Origin of the sequence: Salinicola endophyticus (assembly GCF_040536835.1) — a bacterium.
In the GTDB taxonomy this organism is placed as follows: Bacteria; Pseudomonadota; Gammaproteobacteria; order Pseudomonadales; family Halomonadaceae; genus Salinicola; species Salinicola endophyticus_A.
The window spans coordinates 3468232-3486066 of record NZ_CP159578.1; the positions used below are offsets into that span (position 1 = coordinate 3468232).

The 17835-nt window shown below is 69.8% G+C and carries 19 protein-coding genes; 11 read left to right on the top strand and 8 right to left on the bottom strand.

Annotation, left to right across the window (positions count from 1 at the left end):
- Positions 1-48: 48 nt before the first annotated feature.
- The 8 genes from gspG to ABV408_RS15730 are packed head-to-tail and all read left to right on the top strand — an operon-like array spanning position 49 to position 5612.
- Positions 49-489, top strand: a complete 441-nt coding sequence (gspG, locus tag ABV408_RS15695) for a type II secretion system major pseudopilin GspG (RefSeq protein WP_353979819.1) — start codon at positions 49-51, stop codon at positions 487-489.
- A complete protein-coding gene (locus ABV408_RS15700) occupies positions 486-962 on the top strand; it encodes a GspH/FimT family pseudopilin (protein WP_353979820.1) in 477 nt (158 codons plus the stop codon). The genes gspG and ABV408_RS15700 overlap by 4 nt, the downstream gene beginning before the upstream one ends.
- Entirely contained in the window at positions 959-1351 is a 393-nt protein-coding gene (locus tag ABV408_RS15705) for a type II secretion system protein (RefSeq protein ID WP_353979821.1), read from the top strand. Before ABV408_RS15700 ends, ABV408_RS15705 begins: the two co-directional genes overlap by 4 nt.
- Positions 1348-1956 (top strand): prepilin-type N-terminal cleavage/methylation domain-containing protein, encoded by a 609-nt coding sequence (locus tag ABV408_RS15710; protein ID WP_353979822.1) that lies wholly within the window; start codon positions 1348-1350, stop codon positions 1954-1956. Before ABV408_RS15705 ends, ABV408_RS15710 begins: the two co-directional genes overlap by 4 nt.
- Positions 1953-3059: a type II secretion system minor pseudopilin GspK gene (gene gspK / locus ABV408_RS15715; RefSeq protein ID WP_353979823.1), complete on the top strand. Its 1107-nt coding sequence runs from the start codon at positions 1953-1955 to the stop codon at positions 3057-3059. The genes ABV408_RS15710 and gspK overlap by 4 nt, the downstream gene beginning before the upstream one ends.
- Entirely contained in the window at positions 3059-4357 is a 1299-nt protein-coding gene (locus ABV408_RS15720) for a type II secretion system protein GspL (RefSeq protein ID WP_353979824.1), read from the top strand. The genes gspK and ABV408_RS15720 overlap by 1 nt, the downstream gene beginning before the upstream one ends.
- Positions 4354-4890, top strand: a complete 537-nt coding sequence (locus ABV408_RS15725; protein WP_353979825.1) for a hypothetical protein — start codon at positions 4354-4356, stop codon at positions 4888-4890. Before ABV408_RS15720 ends, ABV408_RS15725 begins: the two co-directional genes overlap by 4 nt.
- Positions 4890-5612 (top strand): hypothetical protein, encoded by a 723-nt coding sequence (locus ABV408_RS15730; protein WP_353979826.1) that lies wholly within the window; start codon positions 4890-4892, stop codon positions 5610-5612. Before ABV408_RS15725 ends, ABV408_RS15730 begins: the two co-directional genes overlap by 1 nt.
- A 4-nt stretch (positions 5613-5616) precedes the next feature.
- Here the strand turns inward: ABV408_RS15730 and ABV408_RS15735 are convergent, their stop codons facing one another.
- Positions 5617-6687, bottom strand: coding sequence for a 3-deoxy-7-phosphoheptulonate synthase (locus tag ABV408_RS15735; protein WP_353979827.1), 1071 nt, complete (start codon positions 6685-6687; stop codon positions 5617-5619).
- 422 nt (positions 6688-7109) lie between these two features.
- On the opposite strand from ABV408_RS15735, the gene ABV408_RS15740 reads away from it, so the two are divergent.
- Positions 7110-7664, top strand: a complete 555-nt coding sequence (locus tag ABV408_RS15740) for a sigma-70 family RNA polymerase sigma factor (protein WP_353979828.1) — start codon at positions 7110-7112, stop codon at positions 7662-7664.
- Positions 7643-8350, top strand: a complete 708-nt coding sequence (locus ABV408_RS15745; RefSeq protein WP_353979829.1) for an anti-sigma factor domain-containing protein — start codon at positions 7643-7645, stop codon at positions 8348-8350. Before ABV408_RS15740 ends, ABV408_RS15745 begins: the two co-directional genes overlap by 22 nt.
- Before the next feature lie 39 nt (positions 8351-8389).
- On the opposite strand, the gene folM is transcribed toward ABV408_RS15745, so the two are convergent.
- From folM to ABV408_RS15770, 5 genes are all read right to left on the bottom strand, one after another.
- Positions 8390-9076 carry a dihydromonapterin reductase gene (gene folM, locus ABV408_RS15750; RefSeq protein ID WP_353979830.1) on the bottom strand — a complete coding sequence of 229 codons (687 nt, stop codon included), beginning with the start codon at positions 9074-9076 and terminating at the stop codon, positions 8390-8392.
- Positions 9073-9879: an FAD-binding oxidoreductase gene (locus ABV408_RS15755; RefSeq protein WP_353979831.1), complete on the bottom strand. Its 807-nt coding sequence runs from the start codon at positions 9877-9879 to the stop codon at positions 9073-9075. The genes folM and ABV408_RS15755 overlap by 4 nt, the downstream gene beginning before the upstream one ends.
- Before the next feature lie 129 nt (positions 9880-10008).
- Positions 10009-11514 (bottom strand): 4-hydroxy-3-polyprenylbenzoate decarboxylase, encoded by a 1506-nt coding sequence (gene ubiD / locus ABV408_RS15760; protein WP_353979832.1) that lies wholly within the window; start codon positions 11512-11514, stop codon positions 10009-10011.
- A 136-nt stretch (positions 11515-11650) separates the two neighbouring features.
- The gene (gene rho, locus ABV408_RS15765; protein WP_035472528.1) at positions 11651-12910 is read right to left on the bottom strand and encodes a transcription termination factor Rho; all 1260 of its coding nucleotides are present in this window, start codon (positions 12908-12910) and stop codon (positions 11651-11653) included.
- Positions 12911-13304: 394 nt separating this feature from the next.
- Positions 13305-13634: a thioredoxin domain-containing protein gene (locus tag ABV408_RS15770; RefSeq protein ID WP_353979833.1), complete on the bottom strand. Its 330-nt coding sequence runs from the start codon at positions 13632-13634 to the stop codon at positions 13305-13307.
- A gap of 184 nt (positions 13635-13818) precedes the next feature.
- On the opposite strand from ABV408_RS15770, the gene ppx reads away from it, so the two are divergent.
- On the top strand, positions 13819-15327 hold the full coding sequence (ppx, locus tag ABV408_RS15775; RefSeq protein ID WP_353979834.1) for an exopolyphosphatase: 1509 nt from the start codon (positions 13819-13821) through the stop codon (positions 15325-15327).
- Between the two features lie 30 nt (positions 15328-15357).
- Here ppx and tilS read toward each other — a convergent pair whose 3' ends face one another.
- Positions 15358-16743, bottom strand: coding sequence for a tRNA lysidine(34) synthetase TilS (gene tilS / locus ABV408_RS15780; protein WP_353979835.1), 1386 nt, complete (start codon positions 16741-16743; stop codon positions 15358-15360).
- A gap of 113 nt (positions 16744-16856) precedes the next feature.
- The gene (locus ABV408_RS15785; RefSeq protein ID WP_353979836.1) at positions 16857-17810 is read right to left on the bottom strand and encodes an acetyl-CoA carboxylase carboxyltransferase subunit alpha; all 954 of its coding nucleotides are present in this window, start codon (positions 17808-17810) and stop codon (positions 16857-16859) included.
- Between the last annotated feature and the right edge of the window lie 25 nt (positions 17811-17835).

The window sequence follows — 17835 nt, forward strand, 5'->3', positions numbered from 1 at the left end:
AGCCATGACGCAAACGACTGATATGACAACGACGAGAGAGGAAACGGCATGACACGCGCTCCCCGCCCCGGCCACCAGTCCGGTTTCACCCTGCTCGAGATCATGGTGGTGATCTTCATCATCGGTCTATTGGTGGCGATCGTCGCCCCCAACGTGCTGAGCAACCAGGACGACGCCATGCAGCAGAAGGCGCGCGCCGATCTCTCGACCCTCGAGCAGGCGCTCGACATGTACCGTCTCGACAACTACCGCTACCCCACCACCCAGCAGGGCCTGGCGGCACTGGTCAGTCCCCCCAGCAGCGACCCGCAGCCGGACAACTACCGCGAAGGCGGCTATATCCGGCGCCTGCCCGAGGACCCCTGGGGCCACTCCTACCACTACGCCAGCCCCGGCCAGCACGGCCGGGTCGATCTCTACAGCCTGGGCGCCGACGACCAGCCCGGCGGCGAGGGCATCGATGCCGACATCGGCAACTGGATGCTGTGAGCGCGCGCGCTACCCGGGGCTTCTCGCTGATCGAACTGCTGGTGGTGATCGTGATCATCGCCCTCGGCGCGAGCCTCGCCGTGGCCTGGCTGGTGGGTACGCGCCCCGGCGAGCGGCTCGACCGCGAGGCGCGCGACCTGGCCGGCGCCTTCCGCCTGGCCGCGGACGTCGCCCGCGCGCGCCAGCGGGTGATCGGCTGGCAGCCGCAGGGCGACGGCTATCGCTTCGTCAGCTGGCAGCCCGGCCACGGCTGGCAGGTCTTCGGCGAGCGCCTGGGGCTGGCCGCGCAGCGCTGGGACCCGCCGCTGCAGCCCAGCCGTCAGCCGCCGGCCGCCGACACCACTACCCCCTGGCTGGTGTGGCTGCCCGATGGCGAAGTGGTGGGTGCGCATATCCAGCTGGCCAGCGACGGCGCCCGCCGTACCCTGGCGGTGGACGCACTCGGGGTCAGCGTGACAGGCCGTGGGCGATGAGTGCCAGGCCCGGCTACCACGAGGCCCCATGCCAGCGCGGTTTCACCCTGCTCGAGGTGATGGTGGCGCTGTTCATCCTGGCGCTGATCGCGGCGATCGTCGCCCAGGGGGTGCAGCAGCGCGTGCGTATCGCCGAGAGTGCGGCGCGCCGCGCGCCCATGCTGCTGTGCGCGCGGGAGTTCGAAAGCCGTGCGGCGCTCGACCACTACTGGCCGCGCCTGGGTACCCAGCAGGGCGAGCTGAGCCAGGCGGGGCACACCTGCTGGTGGCGGCTGACGGTGAGCGCCACGCCGATCCAGCGGCTGCGTCAGGGCCGCCTGGCGCTCTACGACACCCCGGCCCGGGCACATCCGGTGCTCACCTTCACGCTCTATCTGGCACCGCCATGAGAGCGCCGGCCGCAACGACGCCGCACCAGCGCGGCTTCACTCTGCTCGAGGTGATGATCGCCATCGCCCTGACCGCACTGGTCGGCATCGGCGTGGCGGCGCTGGTCGAGCAGCTGGTGAGTGCGCGCGAGCGCTTCGCCGAACCGGCGCCGCTGGATGCGGAGATCGATGTCAGCCGCCTGCTCACACGGCGTCTGGAGGCGCTGGTGCAGCGCCCGATACACGAAGAGGGTCGTCGGCTGTTCAACCTGCCGCTGACCTATCGTGCCGACCTGGCACGGCTGGAGTGGGTCTCGCTGGGCGCGGTGGCGCTGCCGGTGGGCGATTTCTACACCCGCCTGCGCCGCCAGCGCCTGCAGTGGGATCGCGACAGCGCCACCCTGACGCTCGATTCCAGCGGGCTGCTCGATGCCGCCGGTGAGCCCGAGTGGCAGCGGGTGGCGGCACTCGATGACGTCACTGCGCTGACGCTGGAATTCTTCGCCGCCGGGCGCTGGCTCGCCGCGCCGCCGCCGAGCGGCATCGCCCAGGGCGTACGCGTGCAGTGGCAGCGCCATGGGCGCCCGGTGACGCTGACCGTGGTCCTGCCGGAGCTGCTGCCATGAGCGTGTCGCCGCCAGCCCAGCGTGAGCCCGCGGGGGCGCCGCGCCAGCGCGGGGCGGCGCTGCTGATGGTGCTGCTGGCGCTGACGCTGGTGAGCGTCACGCTGAGCGCGCTTACGCTACAGGGGCGGCGCGAGCTGACCCGTCTCGAACTGCTGCAGCAGGAGACCCAGGCCGAGTTCTACGCCCGCGGCGCGGAGATCATCGCCCGCCGTGCGCTGACCGATGCTGCGGTGCGCCACGCCGACCTGTGGTGGCAGACCCTGGCCGGGCGGCCGCTGCGCTACCCCACCGACGCCGGCGAGCTGCGCCTGGTGGTGCACGACCTGCGCACCTGCTTCAACCTCAACGCCCTGGGCGGCAGCCAGGCGGCGCTGGCCCAGCAGCAGCTGCGCTACTGGGTGGCGACCTATGCCAGCGAGCGCCTCGTCGGCATGACCCCGGATACCTTCGTCGCCCGCCTCGCTGACTGGATCGACCCCGACAATATCGCCCGGGTCGGCGGCATGGATGGCGCCGACTATGCGCGCCTCGACCCGCCCCGGACGAGCGCCGACACCTGGCTGCGCGATCCCAGCGAGATCAACTGGCTGGCGCCGCTGGACAGCCGCCGCGCCGGGCGTTTCGGTGAACTCTGCACGCTGCCCGACGACGGCCCCTGGCGGCTCGATCTCAACGCCCTGGGCCCCGGCGACCTGCCGCTGCTGGATGCGCTGTTCGTCGGCCAGGTCGACCGTGGCGCTCTGGCCACGCTGCTGCGCGCGCGCCCGCCGGGGGGCTACACGGACCTCGACGCGGTGCGCCAGGCGCTGGGCGGCGATGCCCCCTGGCTCGAACGCTACGGCAACCGCCTGCGCCTGACCCCGGACTATGTGGCGCTGGATATCCGCATCCGCCTGGCGGATCGCCACTACGACTTCCAGCGTCTGCTGCTGGCCGAGGGCACCAGCGCCTTCTATCCCCGCCAGCCGGCGGCGCGCGTACGGGTGCTGAGCCGCCGCAGCGGCTATCCCAGCGCCCGGCTCGACGCTATCTCGACCCACGCTATCTCGACCGACGCCGCCGAGCCGGCGGCGGACAACGTCTTCACCCAGGAGTCACCCTGATGCGCCGATCCGCACGCCCGGCGCGCGCCGCTACCCGCCTGCTGGTCGCCCCGCGCCAGCGCCTCGCGCCGCTCATCGATGCCAGCGCCGACACAGAGACGGACGCCGACACCCGGCTCCGTGTCGACTGGTGCCTGGAGGGTGCCACGCCGCACACCCTGAGCGACACCAGCCCTCCTGAGGCGTGGCAGGCGCTGACGCGGCTGGCCGCCAGCCACCCGGTCACCCTACTGCTGGCGGCGGATGCGGTCAGCCATTTCCATCTCGCCGCACCGCGCGGGCTCAAGCGCCGCGAGTGGCCGCTGCTGCTGGAAACGGTGACCAGTGAGGCGGTCGACCAACTCCACCTGCATCCGCTGCAGCGCGGTCGCGGCCACCTGGAGCTGATCGCCCTGCCGCGGGCCGAACTCGCCGCCTGGCGCGCCTGGGCGCAGCGCCTCGGCCTGGCACCGACGGGCTGGAGCTGCGCCTTCCTGGCGCTGCCACGGCCGGCGACGCCGGATCAGATCACCACGCTCGACGACGGCAGCCATCGGCTGTGCCTGGGGCTGGCCGCGCCCGTGGCGCCGGGCGCGCCGGAGACTCGCCAGTGGCTGGCGTGGCCGCGCGACTGGCCGCTGCCGCCGGCCTGGCGCGAGCGTGAGTGTCAGGTGGTCGATGGCGATGGCGATGGCGATGGCGAAAGAGACGATGACGAACGGCATGATGGCGGCGAAGCGGCCGCCGAACAGGCCCGACGCCGCAGTCTCACCTGGCTGGCGGCTCAGCCCCCCGCCGCGCTGCCGTTCGCCGATGACAGCGGCGCGCGCTGGCAAGGGATCGCCTGGCGGCCTCGGCGACGTACGCGCTGGCTGGCGGGGGCCATTGCCCTGCTGGCGCTGCTCGACGCCTCGCTGTGGCTGGCCACGAGCTGGCGCGAAGACGCCGCGACGAGCCAGCGTCAAGCGGCGGCGCTGGCCGCGCGCTTCGTCGGCCCGCCGCCGGCCGACGCCCGGGCGGCGCTGGACAGCCGCGCCGATGCCATCGACGCCCTGGCCCGGCGCAATCACCAGCTCAGCGAAGCCCTGGCAACGGCCACGGCACAGCTCGCCGCGACGCCCTGGCAGCTGTCACGGCTGGCGGTCAGCGGCAACCGGGCGACCCTGGCCTGGCGCTACCCCGAGCCGCCGGCACCGGTGGTGCTGAACCGGGCCCGTCAGGCCCTCGCCACGCTGGGCGAGGCGCAGTGGCAGGCGCTACCGGGCGAGCTGAGCCTGAACCTCCACCTCGCCGCCGACACCCCGGAGCCCAAGCCATGAGCCGATTCGCCCCCCCTCTGCCCGCTCGCCTGGCGCCGCTGTGGACGGCGCGCTCGGGGCGGGAGAAAGGACTCCTGGTGCTGGCACTGGTCGGCGTGCTGGCCTACGCCGGCCACGCCGCGCTCTCGTATCTGCCCGCGGGTGGCGAACCGTTCGCCGCGGCGAGGCCGGCGCCGAACCTGCAGCGGCTGCCGCCGATCACCCCGGTGGACGCCGCGACCTGGCGCAGCGCCGCGGTGGAACAGGGTCTGGCGCTGACCCGCATCGAGGTGACGGCGCGCGGCGTCACGACCCATGGCGAGGCGGCCTCGCCCAAGGCGTTCAGCGACTTCGCGCGCTGGGCGGCGCAGCACGGCTGGTGGGCGGTGGCCTGGCAACTCGAACGCCGCGAGGGGCAGAGCCTGGCGCTGGCAGCGCACTGGCGCAGTCAGCTCGAAAGGCCAGCGTCACAGCCGGCGTCGGGGGCGGAGTCGAACTCAGGGCCGGGGTCGGTGCCGCTGGATACCACCGCGACTGCGACGGAGAGCCGCTGATGCGACGCGGAATCGGTGTGCTGGGGACAATCGGCGCGGGGCTGACGGTGGCCCTCGTCTTCGTCTCGACGTTGGCCCTGACCTGGCCACTGACGACCCTCGGCCCGCGGGCGCCGGTGGCCCGGGACGTCACCCTGGCCGCCCCCTCGGGGACGCTGGCGGCGGGCCGCGTGGCGCGCATCGCCTGGCGCGCCGCTGGCTGGCCACTGGCCCTGGGCCCCCTCGACTGGCAGCTGGCCTGGCCCGGGCGGCTGACGCTCACCCTCGGTGAAGGCAGCGGCGCCTGGCATGCCCGCGGCGTCTGGCACGGCCTCGACACCCACTGGACGCTCAGCGGCGGCGACCTCGACGCGCTCGATCTCTCACGCCTGCCGCTGGCGCTGGCAGGGCGCTGGGAGGGGCAGCTCGAGGTCACCCTGCGCGGCACCCGCTGTCTCGCCAGCCATGGCGCGCTGACGGCCTCCAGCGTGACCTTGCTCGCCCCGACCCGGGTCGAACTGGGTCACGCCAAGCTTCAGCTCACATGCCGTGGCGGCATCCCCGAGCTACGGCTGAATCTGGAACAGGGTCAGGCCCTGGCGCTCGCGCTGACGCTCGACCCCGACAGCGGCCAGGGCGAGCTGCGCGGGCGCATCGCCGATAGCCATCCGCTGGCCGAGTGGCGCCGGCGTCTCGACCCCGACGCCCGCGGCGAGCGCATCGAGCAGCGCTTCCGCTGGTAGCGGGTCAGCCGCGCAGACGCTCGGCGGCGCGGATGAGCTGCTGCGCGGTCGTCTCCCAGCCCAGGCAGGCATCGGTGATCGAGACGCCGTAGCGCAGCGCGGCTGGGTTGAGCGGCTGCTTGCCCTCGAAGAGGTGGCTCTCGAGCATCACGCCCATCAACGCGCGCTCACCGGCCAGGCGCTGGTCGACCACGCTGTGCAGCACCTCGGTCTGGCGGCGGTGATCCTTGCGCGAATTGGCGTGGCTGCAGTCGACCATCAGCCGCGGCGTCAGCCCGGCGACCTCCAGCGCGCGGCGGCTGGCGGCGATGCTGGCGGCATCGTGGTTGGGTCCGTCCTGGCCCCCGCGCAGCACCAGATGGGTGAAGGGGTTGCCCGGGGTCTCGATCATCGCCGGCGTGCCCGCGGCAGTGACCCCGAAGTGGCGATGCGAGTGCGCCGCCGACTGCATCGCCGCCACCGCCACGTCGACATTGCCCTGGGTGCCGTTCTTGAAGCCGACACAGGCATCGAGCCCGCTGGCCAGCTCACGGTGGATCTGCGACTCGGTGGTGCGCGCGCCGATCGCCACCCAGCTCAAGAGATCGTCGAAATAGGCCGCGGCCATCGGCTGCAGGAGCTCGGTGGCCACCGGCAGGCCCAGCGCGGCGACGTCGCGCATCAGCCGCCGGGCGCTGGCCAGCCCCGCCGCCATGTCATCGCTGCCGTCCAGGTGCGGATCGTAGGCCAGCCCCTTCCAGCCCACGGTGGTGCGCGGCTTCTCGACGTAGACCCGCATCACCAGCAGTAGGCGATCGGCCACGCTGGCCTGCAGCGCGGCCAGGCGTTCGGCGTACTCCAGCGCGGCGTCGGGGTCGTGGATCGAGCACGGGCCGACCACCACCAGCAGGCGCTCGTCGCGCCCGGCGAGGACATCGCGAATGGCTTCGCGCTGACGCTCGACACGCGCGGCGAGCACGGGCTCCAGGGGGATCGCCGCGCGCAGTTCGGCGGCACTCGGCAGGGTCAGTTCACGCCGGCACGGGGCGCTCTCGGTGGCGGGCTTCAGGGCAGATGTCACGGCGTTCATCATCATCTCATTCCAGGGTTGGGGCCTGAAACGCGAGAACCCCCGGAGGGCTGCTCCGGGGGTTCTCGATACGCGGAAGGCAGCCCTGGTGGGGCGTGCCTCGCGGGTTCAGGTCATGTCGACCGACCGACGGGCACGCCAGTCCTAAACCAGTAGCCATAACCGAAACCAAAACCCGCATACGCGACGGCACCGCCGAAGAGATCGGCAGCAGCGGTAGCGTGAATGGCGGGGTTGGAGGTCATGGGCTCTCTCGCGTAGATCGTGCCTCTATCCTAACGCCTCGCCGGCATTTGACAAGCACCGCGTTAACACGCGTCTCGCCCGGCACCGCCGAGCCGCCCCGGGCGGCGCGCGAGACAGCATGCGTGAATCTGTGGTAAACCCCGGGCAGGGATCGCACGAGCCAGAAAAATCAAAGGATAACGATGACCTACCCGCCCCCCGACACCCTGGCCAGCCAGCTTGCGGCGTGCGCCCGCGGCGACGACCGCGCCTTCGCCAAGCTCTATCGCGCCACCAGCCCGCATCTCTATGCGCAGCTGCTGCGTATCGTGCGTCAGGAGGCAGCCGCGCAGGACTGCCTGCAGCAGGTCTATCTGCGCGTGTGGCAGGCCGCCGGCCGTTATGACGCCAGCCGCGCCCAGCCGATGACCTGGCTGTCGACGCTGGCACGCAACGCCGGCATCGACTGGCTGCGCCGCCAGCGCCCCAACGCGCCGGACAGCGAAGCCCTGATCGAGGCGCTGCCCAGCGAGGATGACATCGAGCACGCCAGCGACATGGCGGGCCAGGCGGAGTCACTGAACGCCTGCCTCGACGAGCTCACATCGCAGCAGCGCCAGGCACTGGAGCTGGCCTATTTCGAAGGCATGACACATCACGAGCTCGCCCAGCAGCTGACGGCACCGCTGGGCACGGTCAAGAGCTGGGTCCGCCGCGGGCTGGAGAGGTTGAAGGCATGCATGACACGCTTCGCTTGAGCGATCCCGAAGCCCGCGAGCTGGCCGCCGGCGAGTACGTGCTGGGGACCCTGACCCGACGCCAGCAGGCCGAGTTCGAGGCGCTGCTGGCGGTCAGCCCCGAGCTGCAGCAGAGCGTCGACGCCTGGCGCGAGCATCTGCAGGCATTGAATGCGCGGCTGGCGCCGGTCGATCCGCCCGCGGCGCTGTGGCCGCAGATCGCCGCCCGGGCCGGGCTGGAACGCCGCTGGTGGCGGCGGCTGGGGCTGTGGCAGGGGATCAGCGCCCTCTCCACCCTGGCGGCGCTGGTGCTGGCGGCACTGCTGATCGCCGCGCCCACGCCGCCGATGATGGACGGCGACTACGTGTTCGTCGCCAACGCCGAGGGTGGCCGCCCGGGCTGGCTGGTCAGCGCGTCCGACAGCGGCGAGATGCGCATCCAGACCCTGGCCCCGGGCCCGATGCCGGCGGGCAAGGCGTGCGAGCTGTGGATGATGGACAACGGCAAGCCGGTCTCGCTCGGCATGCTGCCGAGCAGCGGGCAGAAAAGCATGCGCCTGCCCGAGCCGATGCGCGCCCAGTTGCGCAGCGCCGACCTCGCGGTGAGTCTGGAGCCGCGCAGCGGCGCCCCGGCGGGCAAGCCCAGCGGCACCATGCTCGATCATGGGAAGCTGGTGCCAATGCGCAGCGAGCCGTTCTCGCTCTAGGCTGTGTACGTTTCGTACAGAACCTGGACACTGCCGGAGTCAGCCCGCGCCTAGGGATTCGCCACCATCCACCGCGATCACGGTGCCGGTGACATAGTCGTTGTCGAGCAGATAGCGCAGGGTCTGGTAGACCACCCCGGGGCCCGGCACCCGACGGTTGGTGTGGGTGGCCTCGCCGAGCATCACCAGCCCCGGCGCGATGGCGTTGACCTGGATAGCGGGCGCGAAGCGCGCGGCGAACGACAGCGTCAGACTCTCCAGCCCGGCCTTGCTGGCGGCGTAGGCGGCCTGCTCGGCGGCGCCGCGGCGCACCACGCTGTCGGTGATATGGACGATGTCGCGCTGCGGCTCCTGACACGCCTCGAGCAGCTCGCGCGCCGCCAGATTGATCAGGTACGGCGCCTGCATGTGGACCTGGAACAGCCGTTCGAAGGTCTCCCCTGCGGCCTCGGGTGCCGGGTCCGCCAGCCATTCGCTGGCATTGTGCACCACCGCACGCAGGCTGCGCGTCTGGGCCTTGAGCCGGTCGATGAACGCCTCGATACCGCCACGGGTGGCGAAATCCGCCTGCAGGGTGAGCGCACCGCGGGCGCGTAGCGCCGCCACCGCCTCGCGTTCGCGACGGTAGGTGACGATCACCGGATGGCCGTCGTCGAGCAGCCGCTCGGCGCAGTGCAGGCCCAGGCGCTGGGCGCCACCGGTGATCAGGATCGGCGACTGGCTCACGGGCGCTCGTTCTCCTCGCCGGGGCTGAGCGGCGCCGTCTCGGGGTCGGCTTCCGGCAGCGGCAGGAAGGGTACCCGGGGGGCGTAGCTGAAGACGTCGGAGTGGACCTGTTCGGCCACCAGCCCTAGCGGCGCCAGGGTGTCGACGCAGGCGTACACCATGCCGGGGGAGCCGGCCAGATAGATCTCGACGCCGTCGAGCGTCTGGATCTCGGCGGCCAGCACCGCATCGATGCGCCCGGCATGCCAGATCACCCCGGGGAGCGCCTCGGTCTGGTCATCGAGGTTCTCCACCACGGCGTGGAAACTGACGTTGGGATGCTCGCTGGCCCAGGCGCGGGCAAGGCTCTCGGCGTAGAGGTCGCGGCGCTCGCGCACCGCCCACCATAGTGCCAGCTCGCGCGCGGGATTCTCCGCCAGCGCGGCCTCGGCGATCGCCTTCAGCTGGGCGAAGCCGGTACCGGCACCGATCAGCAGTAGCGGCGCACTGCTCTCTGCCGGCAGCGTGCACTCGCCGTGGGGCATGCGCACCGAGAGCCGCGCACGGTGGGTCAGCATCTCGCGCAGGCGCGTGGAGTGCGTACGCTCTGGCCAGTGCTGGATATGCAGCTCCAGGCGCCCTTCACCGTTCTCGGCACAGGCGATCGAGAACGGCACCCAGGTGTCGTCGTCCACCGCCAGCTCCAGATACTGGCCGGGGGCGTGGGCGATCGCCTCGGCCCGCCCCTCGAGCATCACCCGGAACACGTCGGGAGTCAGATCCTCGACCGATTCCACCTGGCAGGTCAGGGTTCTGACCGTCATGTTCACCTCTCTAGTTCGACTGCCCACTATTTTGTATGCCGCTTGTTCGACTACCTATCGCTCGACTACCTATCGCTCGACTGCCGATTGTTCGATGCCCACTGTCTGCCTGGGCGCCGAACCGTAACCTCAGTCGGACACCTTGCCCGAGCGCGCCGCGGGTGGCGCGATATCGATGCCGTACTCGTCCCAGCGCGCCTCGACCCGTGCCTTGACCGCCGGGTCCATGACGATCGGCTCGCCCCACTCGCGGGTGGTCTCGCCGGGCCACTTGTTGGTGGCGTCGAGCCCCATCTTGGATCCCAGCCCCGCGGTGGGCGAGGCGAAGTCGAGATAGTCGATCGGGGTGTTCTCCACCATCACCGTATCGCGTGCCGGGTCCATGCGCGTGGTGATGGCCCAGATCACGTCCTCCCAGTTGCGCGCGTCGACGTCGTCGTCGAGCACGATCACGAACTTGGTGTACATGAACTGACGCAGGAAACTCCAGACCCCCATCATCACCCGCTTGGCGTGCCCCGGATACTGCTTCTTCATGGTCACCACCGCCATGCGGTAGGAGCACCCCTCCGGCGGCAGATAGAAGTCGACGATCTCCGGGAACTGCTTGCGCAGGATCGGCACGAACACCTCGTTGAGCGCCAGCCCCAGTATCGCCGGCTCGTCCGGCGGACGTCCGGTGTAGGTCGAATGATAGATCGGATCGCGGCGGTGGGTCAGGCGTTCGACGGTGAACACCGGGAACTGCTCGACCTCGTTGTAGTAGCCGGTATGGTCACCGTAGGGTCCCTCCGGCGCCATGTCGTCGGGGTAGATGTAGCCCTCGAGTACGATCTCGCTGGAGGCCGGCACCTCCAGATCGGCATGGCCGCACTTGACCAGCTCGGTACGCGAGCCTCTGAGCAGCCCGGCGAAGGCGTACTCGGAGAGGGTGTCGGGCACCGGGGTCACTGCGCCGAGGATGGTCGCCGGATCGGCGCCCAGCGCCACCGCCACCGGGAACGGCTCGCCGGGGTGCGCCTGCTGCCATTCGCGGAAATCGAGCGCCCCGCCGCGGTGCGACAGCCAGCGCATGATCAACCGGTTGCGCCCCAGCTTCTGCTGGCGGTAGATCCCCAGATTCTGGCGCGTCTTGTGCGGGCCCTTGGTCACTACCAGCGCCCAGGTCACCAGCGGCGCCACGTCGCCCGGCCAGCAATGCTGGATCGGCAGCTGGTCGAGATCCACCGCATCGCCCTCGAGCACCACCTCCTGGCAAGGCGCCGAGCGTCGCGTCTTCGGCCCCATGCTCATGACCTGCTTGAAGATCGGCAGCTTGTCCCAGGCGTCGCGCAGGCCCTTGGGCGGGTCAGGCTCCTTGAGGAAGGCGAGCAGCTTGCCCACCTCGCGCAGCGCCTCGACGCTCTCCTCGCCCATGCCGAAGGCGACCCTGCGCGGGGTGCCGAACAGATTGCCCAGCACCGGCATGCGGCTACCCTTGACGTTCTCGAACAAGAGCGCCGGTCCGCCGGCGCGCAGGGTGCGGTCGCAGATCTCGGTGATCTCGAGATAGGGGTCGACCTCGACGCTGACGCGTTGCAACTCGCCGCGCGCTTCCAGCGCCGCGATGAAATCGCGCAAATCGTGATATTTCATGCCGTTGCCTGCATCCTGCGGGTCAAGAACGCAAAAAGGGCAGCATAACATGCTGCCCTTTCATTGCATCTCCGCTCAATGTCCCAATACCGACCCCTCGCGGCCTGGCATCGGATCGAGCGATGACAGAGCGCGATTATCTGCGCTTCATGGCCTCGAAGAACTCCAGGTTTGTCTTGGTGTCCTTCAAGCGGTCGATCAGGAACTCGGTAGCCGCCACGTCGTCCATCGGGTTGAGCAGCTTGCGCAGGATCCACATGCGCTGCATCTCGTCCTCGGACGCGATCAGGTCCTCGCGCCGGGTGCCGGAGCGGCGAATGTTGAGGGCCGGGTAGACGCGGCGCTCGGCCAGCTTGCGGTCGAGGTGCGCCTCCATGTTGCCGGTACCCTTGAACTCCTCGAAGATCACCTCGTCCATCTTCGAGCCGGTGTCGACCAGCGCGGTGGCGATGATGGTCAGGCTGCCGCCCTCTTCGATGTTACGCGCGGCCCCGAAGAAGCGCTTGGGCTTCTCCAGCGCGTGGGCGTCGACACCACCAGTGAGCACCTTGCCGGAGGAGGGCACCACGGTGTTGTAGGCGCGCGCCAGACGGGTGATGGAGTCGAGCAGGATGACCACGTCCTTCTTGTGCTCGACCAGGCGCTTGGCCTTCTCGATCACCATCTCGGCGACCTGCACGTGACGTGCCGGCGGCTCGTCGAAGGTCGACGCCACCACCTCGCCGCGCACCGTGCGCGACATCTCGGTCACTTCCTCCGGGCGCTCGTCGATCAGCAGCACGATCATGTGGCACTCGGGATTGTTGCGCGTGATCGAGGTGGCGATGTTCTGCAGCATCAGCGTCTTACCCGCCTTGGGCGGAGACACGATCAGGCCGCGCTGGCCCTTGCCGATCGGCGCGGTGAGGTCGATCACGCGGGCGGTGATGTCCTCGGTGGAGCCGTTGCCGATCTCCATCACCAGACGCTCCTGCGGGAACAGCGGCGTCAGGTTCTCGAACAGGATCTTGTGCTTGGCGTTTTCCGGCTTGTCGAAATTGATCTCGTTGACCTTGAGCAGCGCGAAATAGCGCTCGCCCTCTTTCGGCGGCCGGATCTTGCCGGAGATGGAGTCGCCCTTGCGCAGGTTGAAGCGCCGGATCTGCGACGGCGAGACGTAGATATCGTCCGGGCCGGCGAGATAGGAAGAGTCGGCGCTGCGCAGGAAACCGAAACCGTCCTGGAGAATCTCCAGAACTCCATCCCCGTAGATGTCTTCACCGCTCTTGGCGTGCTTCTTCAGGATCGCGAAGATGATGTCCTGCTTGCGCGAACGGGCAAGATTATCGATGCCCATTTCCCGGGCGATATCCAGCAGCTCAGGAACGGATTTTTGCTTGAGTTCGGTTAGATTCATGAGTTCGGTCAGAAATGGCTCGTGTCGCAGGCAATGGCGGTTGCCGGATGAAGAAAGAAAGGACAAGAGGCGGTCAGTGCATACGCCGCGCGGCGCGTTCAGTCGTCCCAGAAGCCGGGCTATTCGTCTGGATGGCCGGTCACCGTGACGTTGAGAAACCGGTTGGCCAAAGATGCCGGGAGAGCGGTTCGATTCGCCTGTGATCTTTCGGACGGTCGTCCGATAGACGCAATGTCGATCCGGTGATCGGAACTGGGGTGACTGACGACTTGGGGGACCGCGAGGCGGTCGAGAAGCATTCGGAACAGGCGAACGTCCCGATGGTAGACAAGCCGCCCGACGAACGCAAGTCATTCGATGGTGACGAGGAATCGCGGCAGAGCGCGCTCGGCATTCAGTTCCGCGTGGCCTCGTCACAAAGCTGCGAGAGCTGGCTCGGCGAGAGCGCGCCCACCCGCGAGGTGCGCGCCTCACCGTTGACGAACAGCGTCAGCGTGGGCGTGCCGCGGACGCCGTAGCGCTCGGACAGGGCCGGCTCGCGGTCGACGTCGATCACCCCCACCGGCTGGTCGAGCGCCAATCCGTCGCCGCTCGTCGCAAGCGTTGCCAACAGGCTCTCGCAGGGCTGGCACCAGGTGGCCACGAACACCGCCAGCCGGGCCCCGCCGGGGCGCTCGCGCCAGGCGTCGAAGGTGTCACCGTCGAGCTTGAGTCTCTGCACCATGGCTGCCTGCCTGAAGGGGTCTCTGGGGGCAGCATGCAGAGCGGCGAGCCAATTGACAAGCCCGGGAGGGCAACGCAACCTTGCACTCACCTTTTACCGCCGCGGGACGTCGGCGGCCGGCTCCCGAGGGCGCCGGCAGCGACGTCCCGCGCCTTGTTCAGATCGCCGTCGAGGACGCCACCCCATGAGCGGGAAGCCGACCGCCACCGAGACCACCCGTCGCCTGGCAGCCATCGATCTCGGCTCCAACAGTTTCCACCTGCTGGTCGCCAACTATCAGGATGGCCGCCTGCAGGTGGTCGCCAAGATGGGCGAGAAGGTCCAGCTCGCCGCCGGCCTGGATGCCGACGAGAACTTCACCCCGGCGGCGATGGAGCGCGCCCTGGGCTGTCTCGAGCGCTTTGCGCCCTTTCTTGCCGAAGTCGCGCCGGGTGACCTGCGCATCGTGGGGACCAACGCGCTGCGCGCCGCCCACAACGCCCACGCCCTGATCACACGTGCCGAGGCGCTGATCGGCCACCCGATCGAGATCATCGGCGGCCGCGAAGAGGCGCGTCTGATCTATCTGGGCGCCGCCCATGCGCTGGCCGAAGTGCACGGCCGGCGGCTGATCGTCGATATCGGCGGCGGCTCCACCGAGTTCATCATCGGCGAGGATTTCGAACCCCAGGCACTGGAGAGCCTGCACATGGGCTGCGTCGCCTATACCGGCGCCTTCTTCGCCAACGGCGACATCAGCGAGAAACGCTTCCGCCGCGCCGAGATGGCGGCACTCTCCGAACTCGCCAACATCCAGAATACCTATCGCCGCCTGGGCTGGCAGGACCCGATCGGCTCCAGCGGCACGATCAAGGCCGCAGCCGCGGTCATCGCCGCCCATGGCGAGGGCGATGCCGGGGTCATCGAGCGCGAGGCACTGCTGGCGCTGCGCAAGCGGCTGATCAACTGCGGCCACCTGGACAAGGTCGCCATGGAGGGGCTCAAGGAGGATCGGGCGCGCGTGTTCCCGGCCGGGATAGCGATTCTCTGCGCGGTATTCGAGGCCTTCGAGCTGGAGCGCATGCGCTACTCCGACGGCGCTCTGCGCGAGGGGGTGCTCTACGATCTCATCGGGCGCAACACCCCGGAGGATTCGCGCCGTCACAGTGTCGAGCAGATGATGCGCCGCTACAGCGTCGATCTGGCCCATGCCGACAACGTCGAGCGCAGCGCACTGCACGCCTTCGATCAGGTGCGCAAGGCCTGGGGACTCAACCCCGAGCAGCGGCTATTCCTGGCCTGGGCGGCACGCCTGTGCGAGATCGGCCTGGCCATTTCGCACAGCCAGTTCCATCGCCACGGCGCCTATCTGCTGGAGTACTCCGACATGCCCGGCTTCTCACGCCCGGAGCAGCAGGCGCTGGCGTTCCTGGTGCGCGCTCACCGGCGCAAGTTTCCGCACAAGGAGCTCGAGGCGCTGCCCGAGGCATCACGCTCGGCCTACGCCCGGCTGGCACGGCTGCTGCGCCTGGCGGTGCTGCTCAACCATTCGCGCCCGGAGCAGGCGATCGACGACTTCCAGCTCGATGCCGAGGGCGAGACCCTGAATCTGACGCTGCCGGCGGCGCGTCTACACCCGCTGGTGCTCAACGATCTCGAAGAGGAAGCCGGCTACCAGCGCAGCGTCGGGCTGGCACTCAACTACAACGAGTAGCGCCGCGGGATGGCGACTCCCCGCACTCGGTCACTCCGCCGCGGGCAGCGCCAGCTGCCGCCAGCCCGCGGCGGTTGCCACCCCCAGCACCGCTACCAGCGTATCGTCGTGCCACACCAGCGGCACGCGCTCACGCTCCCACGGCGGCAGGCCGGCCTCCTGCAGCAGCCGCTTGACGTCGCGGCTGCCGCGGCCGGCCAGACGCAGGCGCTCGCCCCCGCGCCGCAGGGTCACCCGCAGTGTCAGCGCCTCGCTAACGCTCTCTTCGTTAATACCCTCTTCGCTATCCCTCTCTTCGAGAGCCCCCTTCTGGGTAGCGCTCTCCTCGGCAGCGCGATCGTCGGGGTCGGGCTCGCGGATCATGCGATAGCGGTAGGTTCCCCAGGGCGTGACCAGCCCCTCGCGGCCATCCCAACTCACACACCACTGCGGGTCCAACGGCGCCGGCGTCGGCAGCAGATAGAGTGACCCGCGCCATACCCGCGCCTGCGCCCCGGGCCAGACCACTCTGACCGTGCGATCGTGGCCCGCCTGCCACTGGCGGCGCAGCTCGGCCAGGCGCGCCGCTGGCGGTGCCGGCAGGCCCAGGCGAGCCAGGGCGTGGCGCACCAGCAGGCGCTGGCGTGCGGCGCTCAACGGCGTCAGCAGCGCCAGCGGCAGACACTCGGGGTCCCCGCCGGCGCGGGCGAGATCGCTCTCAGCCAGCTCGGCGAGCAGTTCATCCGCTTCCGCCAGCCAGGCCGCACTGCGCCCCACCGCCGCGGCCGCCCCGGGCCAGCGTTCGCTCAGCGGCGGCACGACCCGGTGGCGCAGGAAGTTGCGGTCGTGCTCGAGCGCGTGATTGGAGGGGTCTTCGCACCAGGCGAGCTCACACTGTTCGGCGGCGGCGCGCAGCGTCGATCGTGACACCCCGAGCCAGGGCCGGACGATTTCGAGGCCACGCCAGTGCCGCCGTTCGGGCATGCCGGCAAGCCCGGTCACGCCGCTGCCGCGCAGCGCAGCGAGCAGGAAGGTCTCGAGCTGGTCGTCGGCGTGCTGCGCCAGCCACAGCAGGTCGCCTGGCGCCAGAGTGGCGGCGAAGGCGGCGTAGCGCGCCTCCCGCGCTGCCGCCTCGAGCCCCTGCCCGGTCGGCGTTACCGCCACCGGCACCACGCTCAGCGGCACCGCAAGCGCGGCGCACAGCGCCCGGCAGTGGTCGACGAAGGTCGTCGCCGCGGGCTGCAGGCCGTGGTCGATATGCACCGCCCTCAGCGCAATCCCGCGCGCGCGGGCCGCCGGCGCCGCCCGGCTCAGCAGCAGCGAAGAATCGAGACCGCCGGAGAGCGCCACCCACAGCCGTCGCCCCGGGGCCAGTGGCGCCAGGGCTTCAGTGATGAGGGCGTCGAGCGCATCGACAGGGGAGAGAGAGTCGGCCACCGGGGGAACTCCTGAGCACGCCACGACGAGGAAGAGCGTGGCGCGTCACGTGACACGACGAGGAGGCCAGCCCCGCGCGCGTTCAACATCACACGCGCAGGCCCGGCATGCTCTTACTGCGGGGCGCCGTAGGACATCAATCGCTCGTAGCGGCGCGCCAGCAGCGCGTCGGTGTCCATTCCCTGCAACCGGTCGAGACTGCCGAGCAGCGCCTGGCGCACGCTCTCCGCGGTCTTCCGGGGCTGACGATGGGCGCCGCCCAGCGGCTCGTCGATCAGGGTGTCGACGAAGCCCAGCTCCTTCAGCCGCTCGGCGGTGATCCCCATCGCATGGGCCGCTTCGGAGGCCTTCTCGGCGCTCTTCCACAGGATCGAGGCGCAGCCTTCGGGCGAGATCACCGAGTAGGTAGAGTACTGCAGCATCTGCAGCTCGTCGCAGACGCCGATGGCCAGCGCCCCGCCGGAGCCGCCCTCGCCGATCACGGTGGCGATGATCGGCGTCTTGAGCCGCGACATCACCGCCAGGTTGTAGGCGATCGCTTCCGACTGACCGCGCTCCTCGGCGTCGATCCCCGGATAGGCGCCCGGGGTGTCGATGAAGGTGAGCACCGGCATCTTGAAGCGCTCGGCCATCTCCATCAGACGGCACGCCTTGCGGTAGCCCTCGGGACGCGGCATGCCGAAGTTGCGGCGCACCTTCTCCTTGACGTCGCGCCCCTTCTGATGACCGATCACCATCACCGGCTTGCCGTCGAGTCGCGCCACGCCGCCGACCAGGGCGGCGTCGTCGGCGAAGTTGCGGTCACCGTGCAGCTCGTCGAACTCGGTGAAGATGCTGTCGAGATAGTCCAGCGTGTAGGGACGCTGCGGATGCCGCGACAGCTGCGTCACCTGCCAGGCGGTCAGGTCACGGAAGATCTGCTCGGTGAGCTTGCGGCTCTTCTCTTCGAGCTTGCCGATCTCGTCGCTCAGGCTGATGCGGCTGTCGTTCCCGACCAGGCGCAGTTCTTCGATCTTGGCCTGAAGTTCGGCAATCGGCTGTTCAAAGTCCAGATAGTTGGGATTCATAGGGCGTCTACTGTGATGTCCTGGC

Coding starts and splice junctions, on each gene's coding strand:
- gspG (WP_353979819.1), top strand. CDS start 49: ATGACACGCGCTCCCCGCCCCGGCCACCAGTCCGGTTTCACCCTGCTC.
- ABV408_RS15705 (WP_353979821.1), top strand. CDS start 959: ATGAGTGCCAGGCCCGGCTACCACGAGGCCCCATGCCAGCGCGGTTTC.
- ABV408_RS15710 (WP_353979822.1), top strand. CDS start 1,348: ATGAGAGCGCCGGCCGCAACGACGCCGCACCAGCGCGGCTTCACTCTG.
- gspK (WP_353979823.1), top strand. CDS start 1,953: ATGAGCGTGTCGCCGCCAGCCCAGCGTGAGCCCGCGGGGGCGCCGCGC.
- ABV408_RS15720 (WP_353979824.1), top strand. CDS start 3,059: ATGCGCCGATCCGCACGCCCGGCGCGCGCCGCTACCCGCCTGCTGGTC.
- ABV408_RS15725 (WP_353979825.1), top strand. CDS start 4,354: ATGAGCCGATTCGCCCCCCCTCTGCCCGCTCGCCTGGCGCCGCTGTGG.
- ABV408_RS15730 (WP_353979826.1), top strand. CDS start 4,890: ATGCGACGCGGAATCGGTGTGCTGGGGACAATCGGCGCGGGGCTGACG.
- ABV408_RS15735 (WP_353979827.1), bottom strand. CDS start 6,687: ATGATGATGAACGCCGTGACATCTGCCCTGAAGCCCGCCACCGAGAGC.
- ABV408_RS15740 (WP_353979828.1), top strand. CDS start 7,110: ATGACCTACCCGCCCCCCGACACCCTGGCCAGCCAGCTTGCGGCGTGC.
- ABV408_RS15745 (WP_353979829.1), top strand. CDS start 7,643: ATGCATGACACGCTTCGCTTGAGCGATCCCGAAGCCCGCGAGCTGGCC.
- ABV408_RS15755 (WP_353979831.1), bottom strand. CDS start 9,879: ATGACGGTCAGAACCCTGACCTGCCAGGTGGAATCGGTCGAGGATCTG.
- ubiD (WP_353979832.1), bottom strand. CDS start 11,514: ATGAAATATCACGATTTGCGCGATTTCATCGCGGCGCTGGAAGCGCGC.
- rho (WP_035472528.1), bottom strand. CDS start 12,910: ATGAATCTAACCGAACTCAAGCAAAAATCCGTTCCTGAGCTGCTGGAT.
- ABV408_RS15770 (WP_353979833.1), bottom strand. CDS start 13,634: ATGGTGCAGAGACTCAAGCTCGACGGTGACACCTTCGACGCCTGGCGC.
- ppx (WP_353979834.1), top strand. CDS start 13,819: ATGAGCGGGAAGCCGACCGCCACCGAGACCACCCGTCGCCTGGCAGCC.
- ABV408_RS15785 (WP_353979836.1), bottom strand. CDS start 17,810: ATGAATCCCAACTATCTGGACTTTGAACAGCCGATTGCCGAACTTCAG.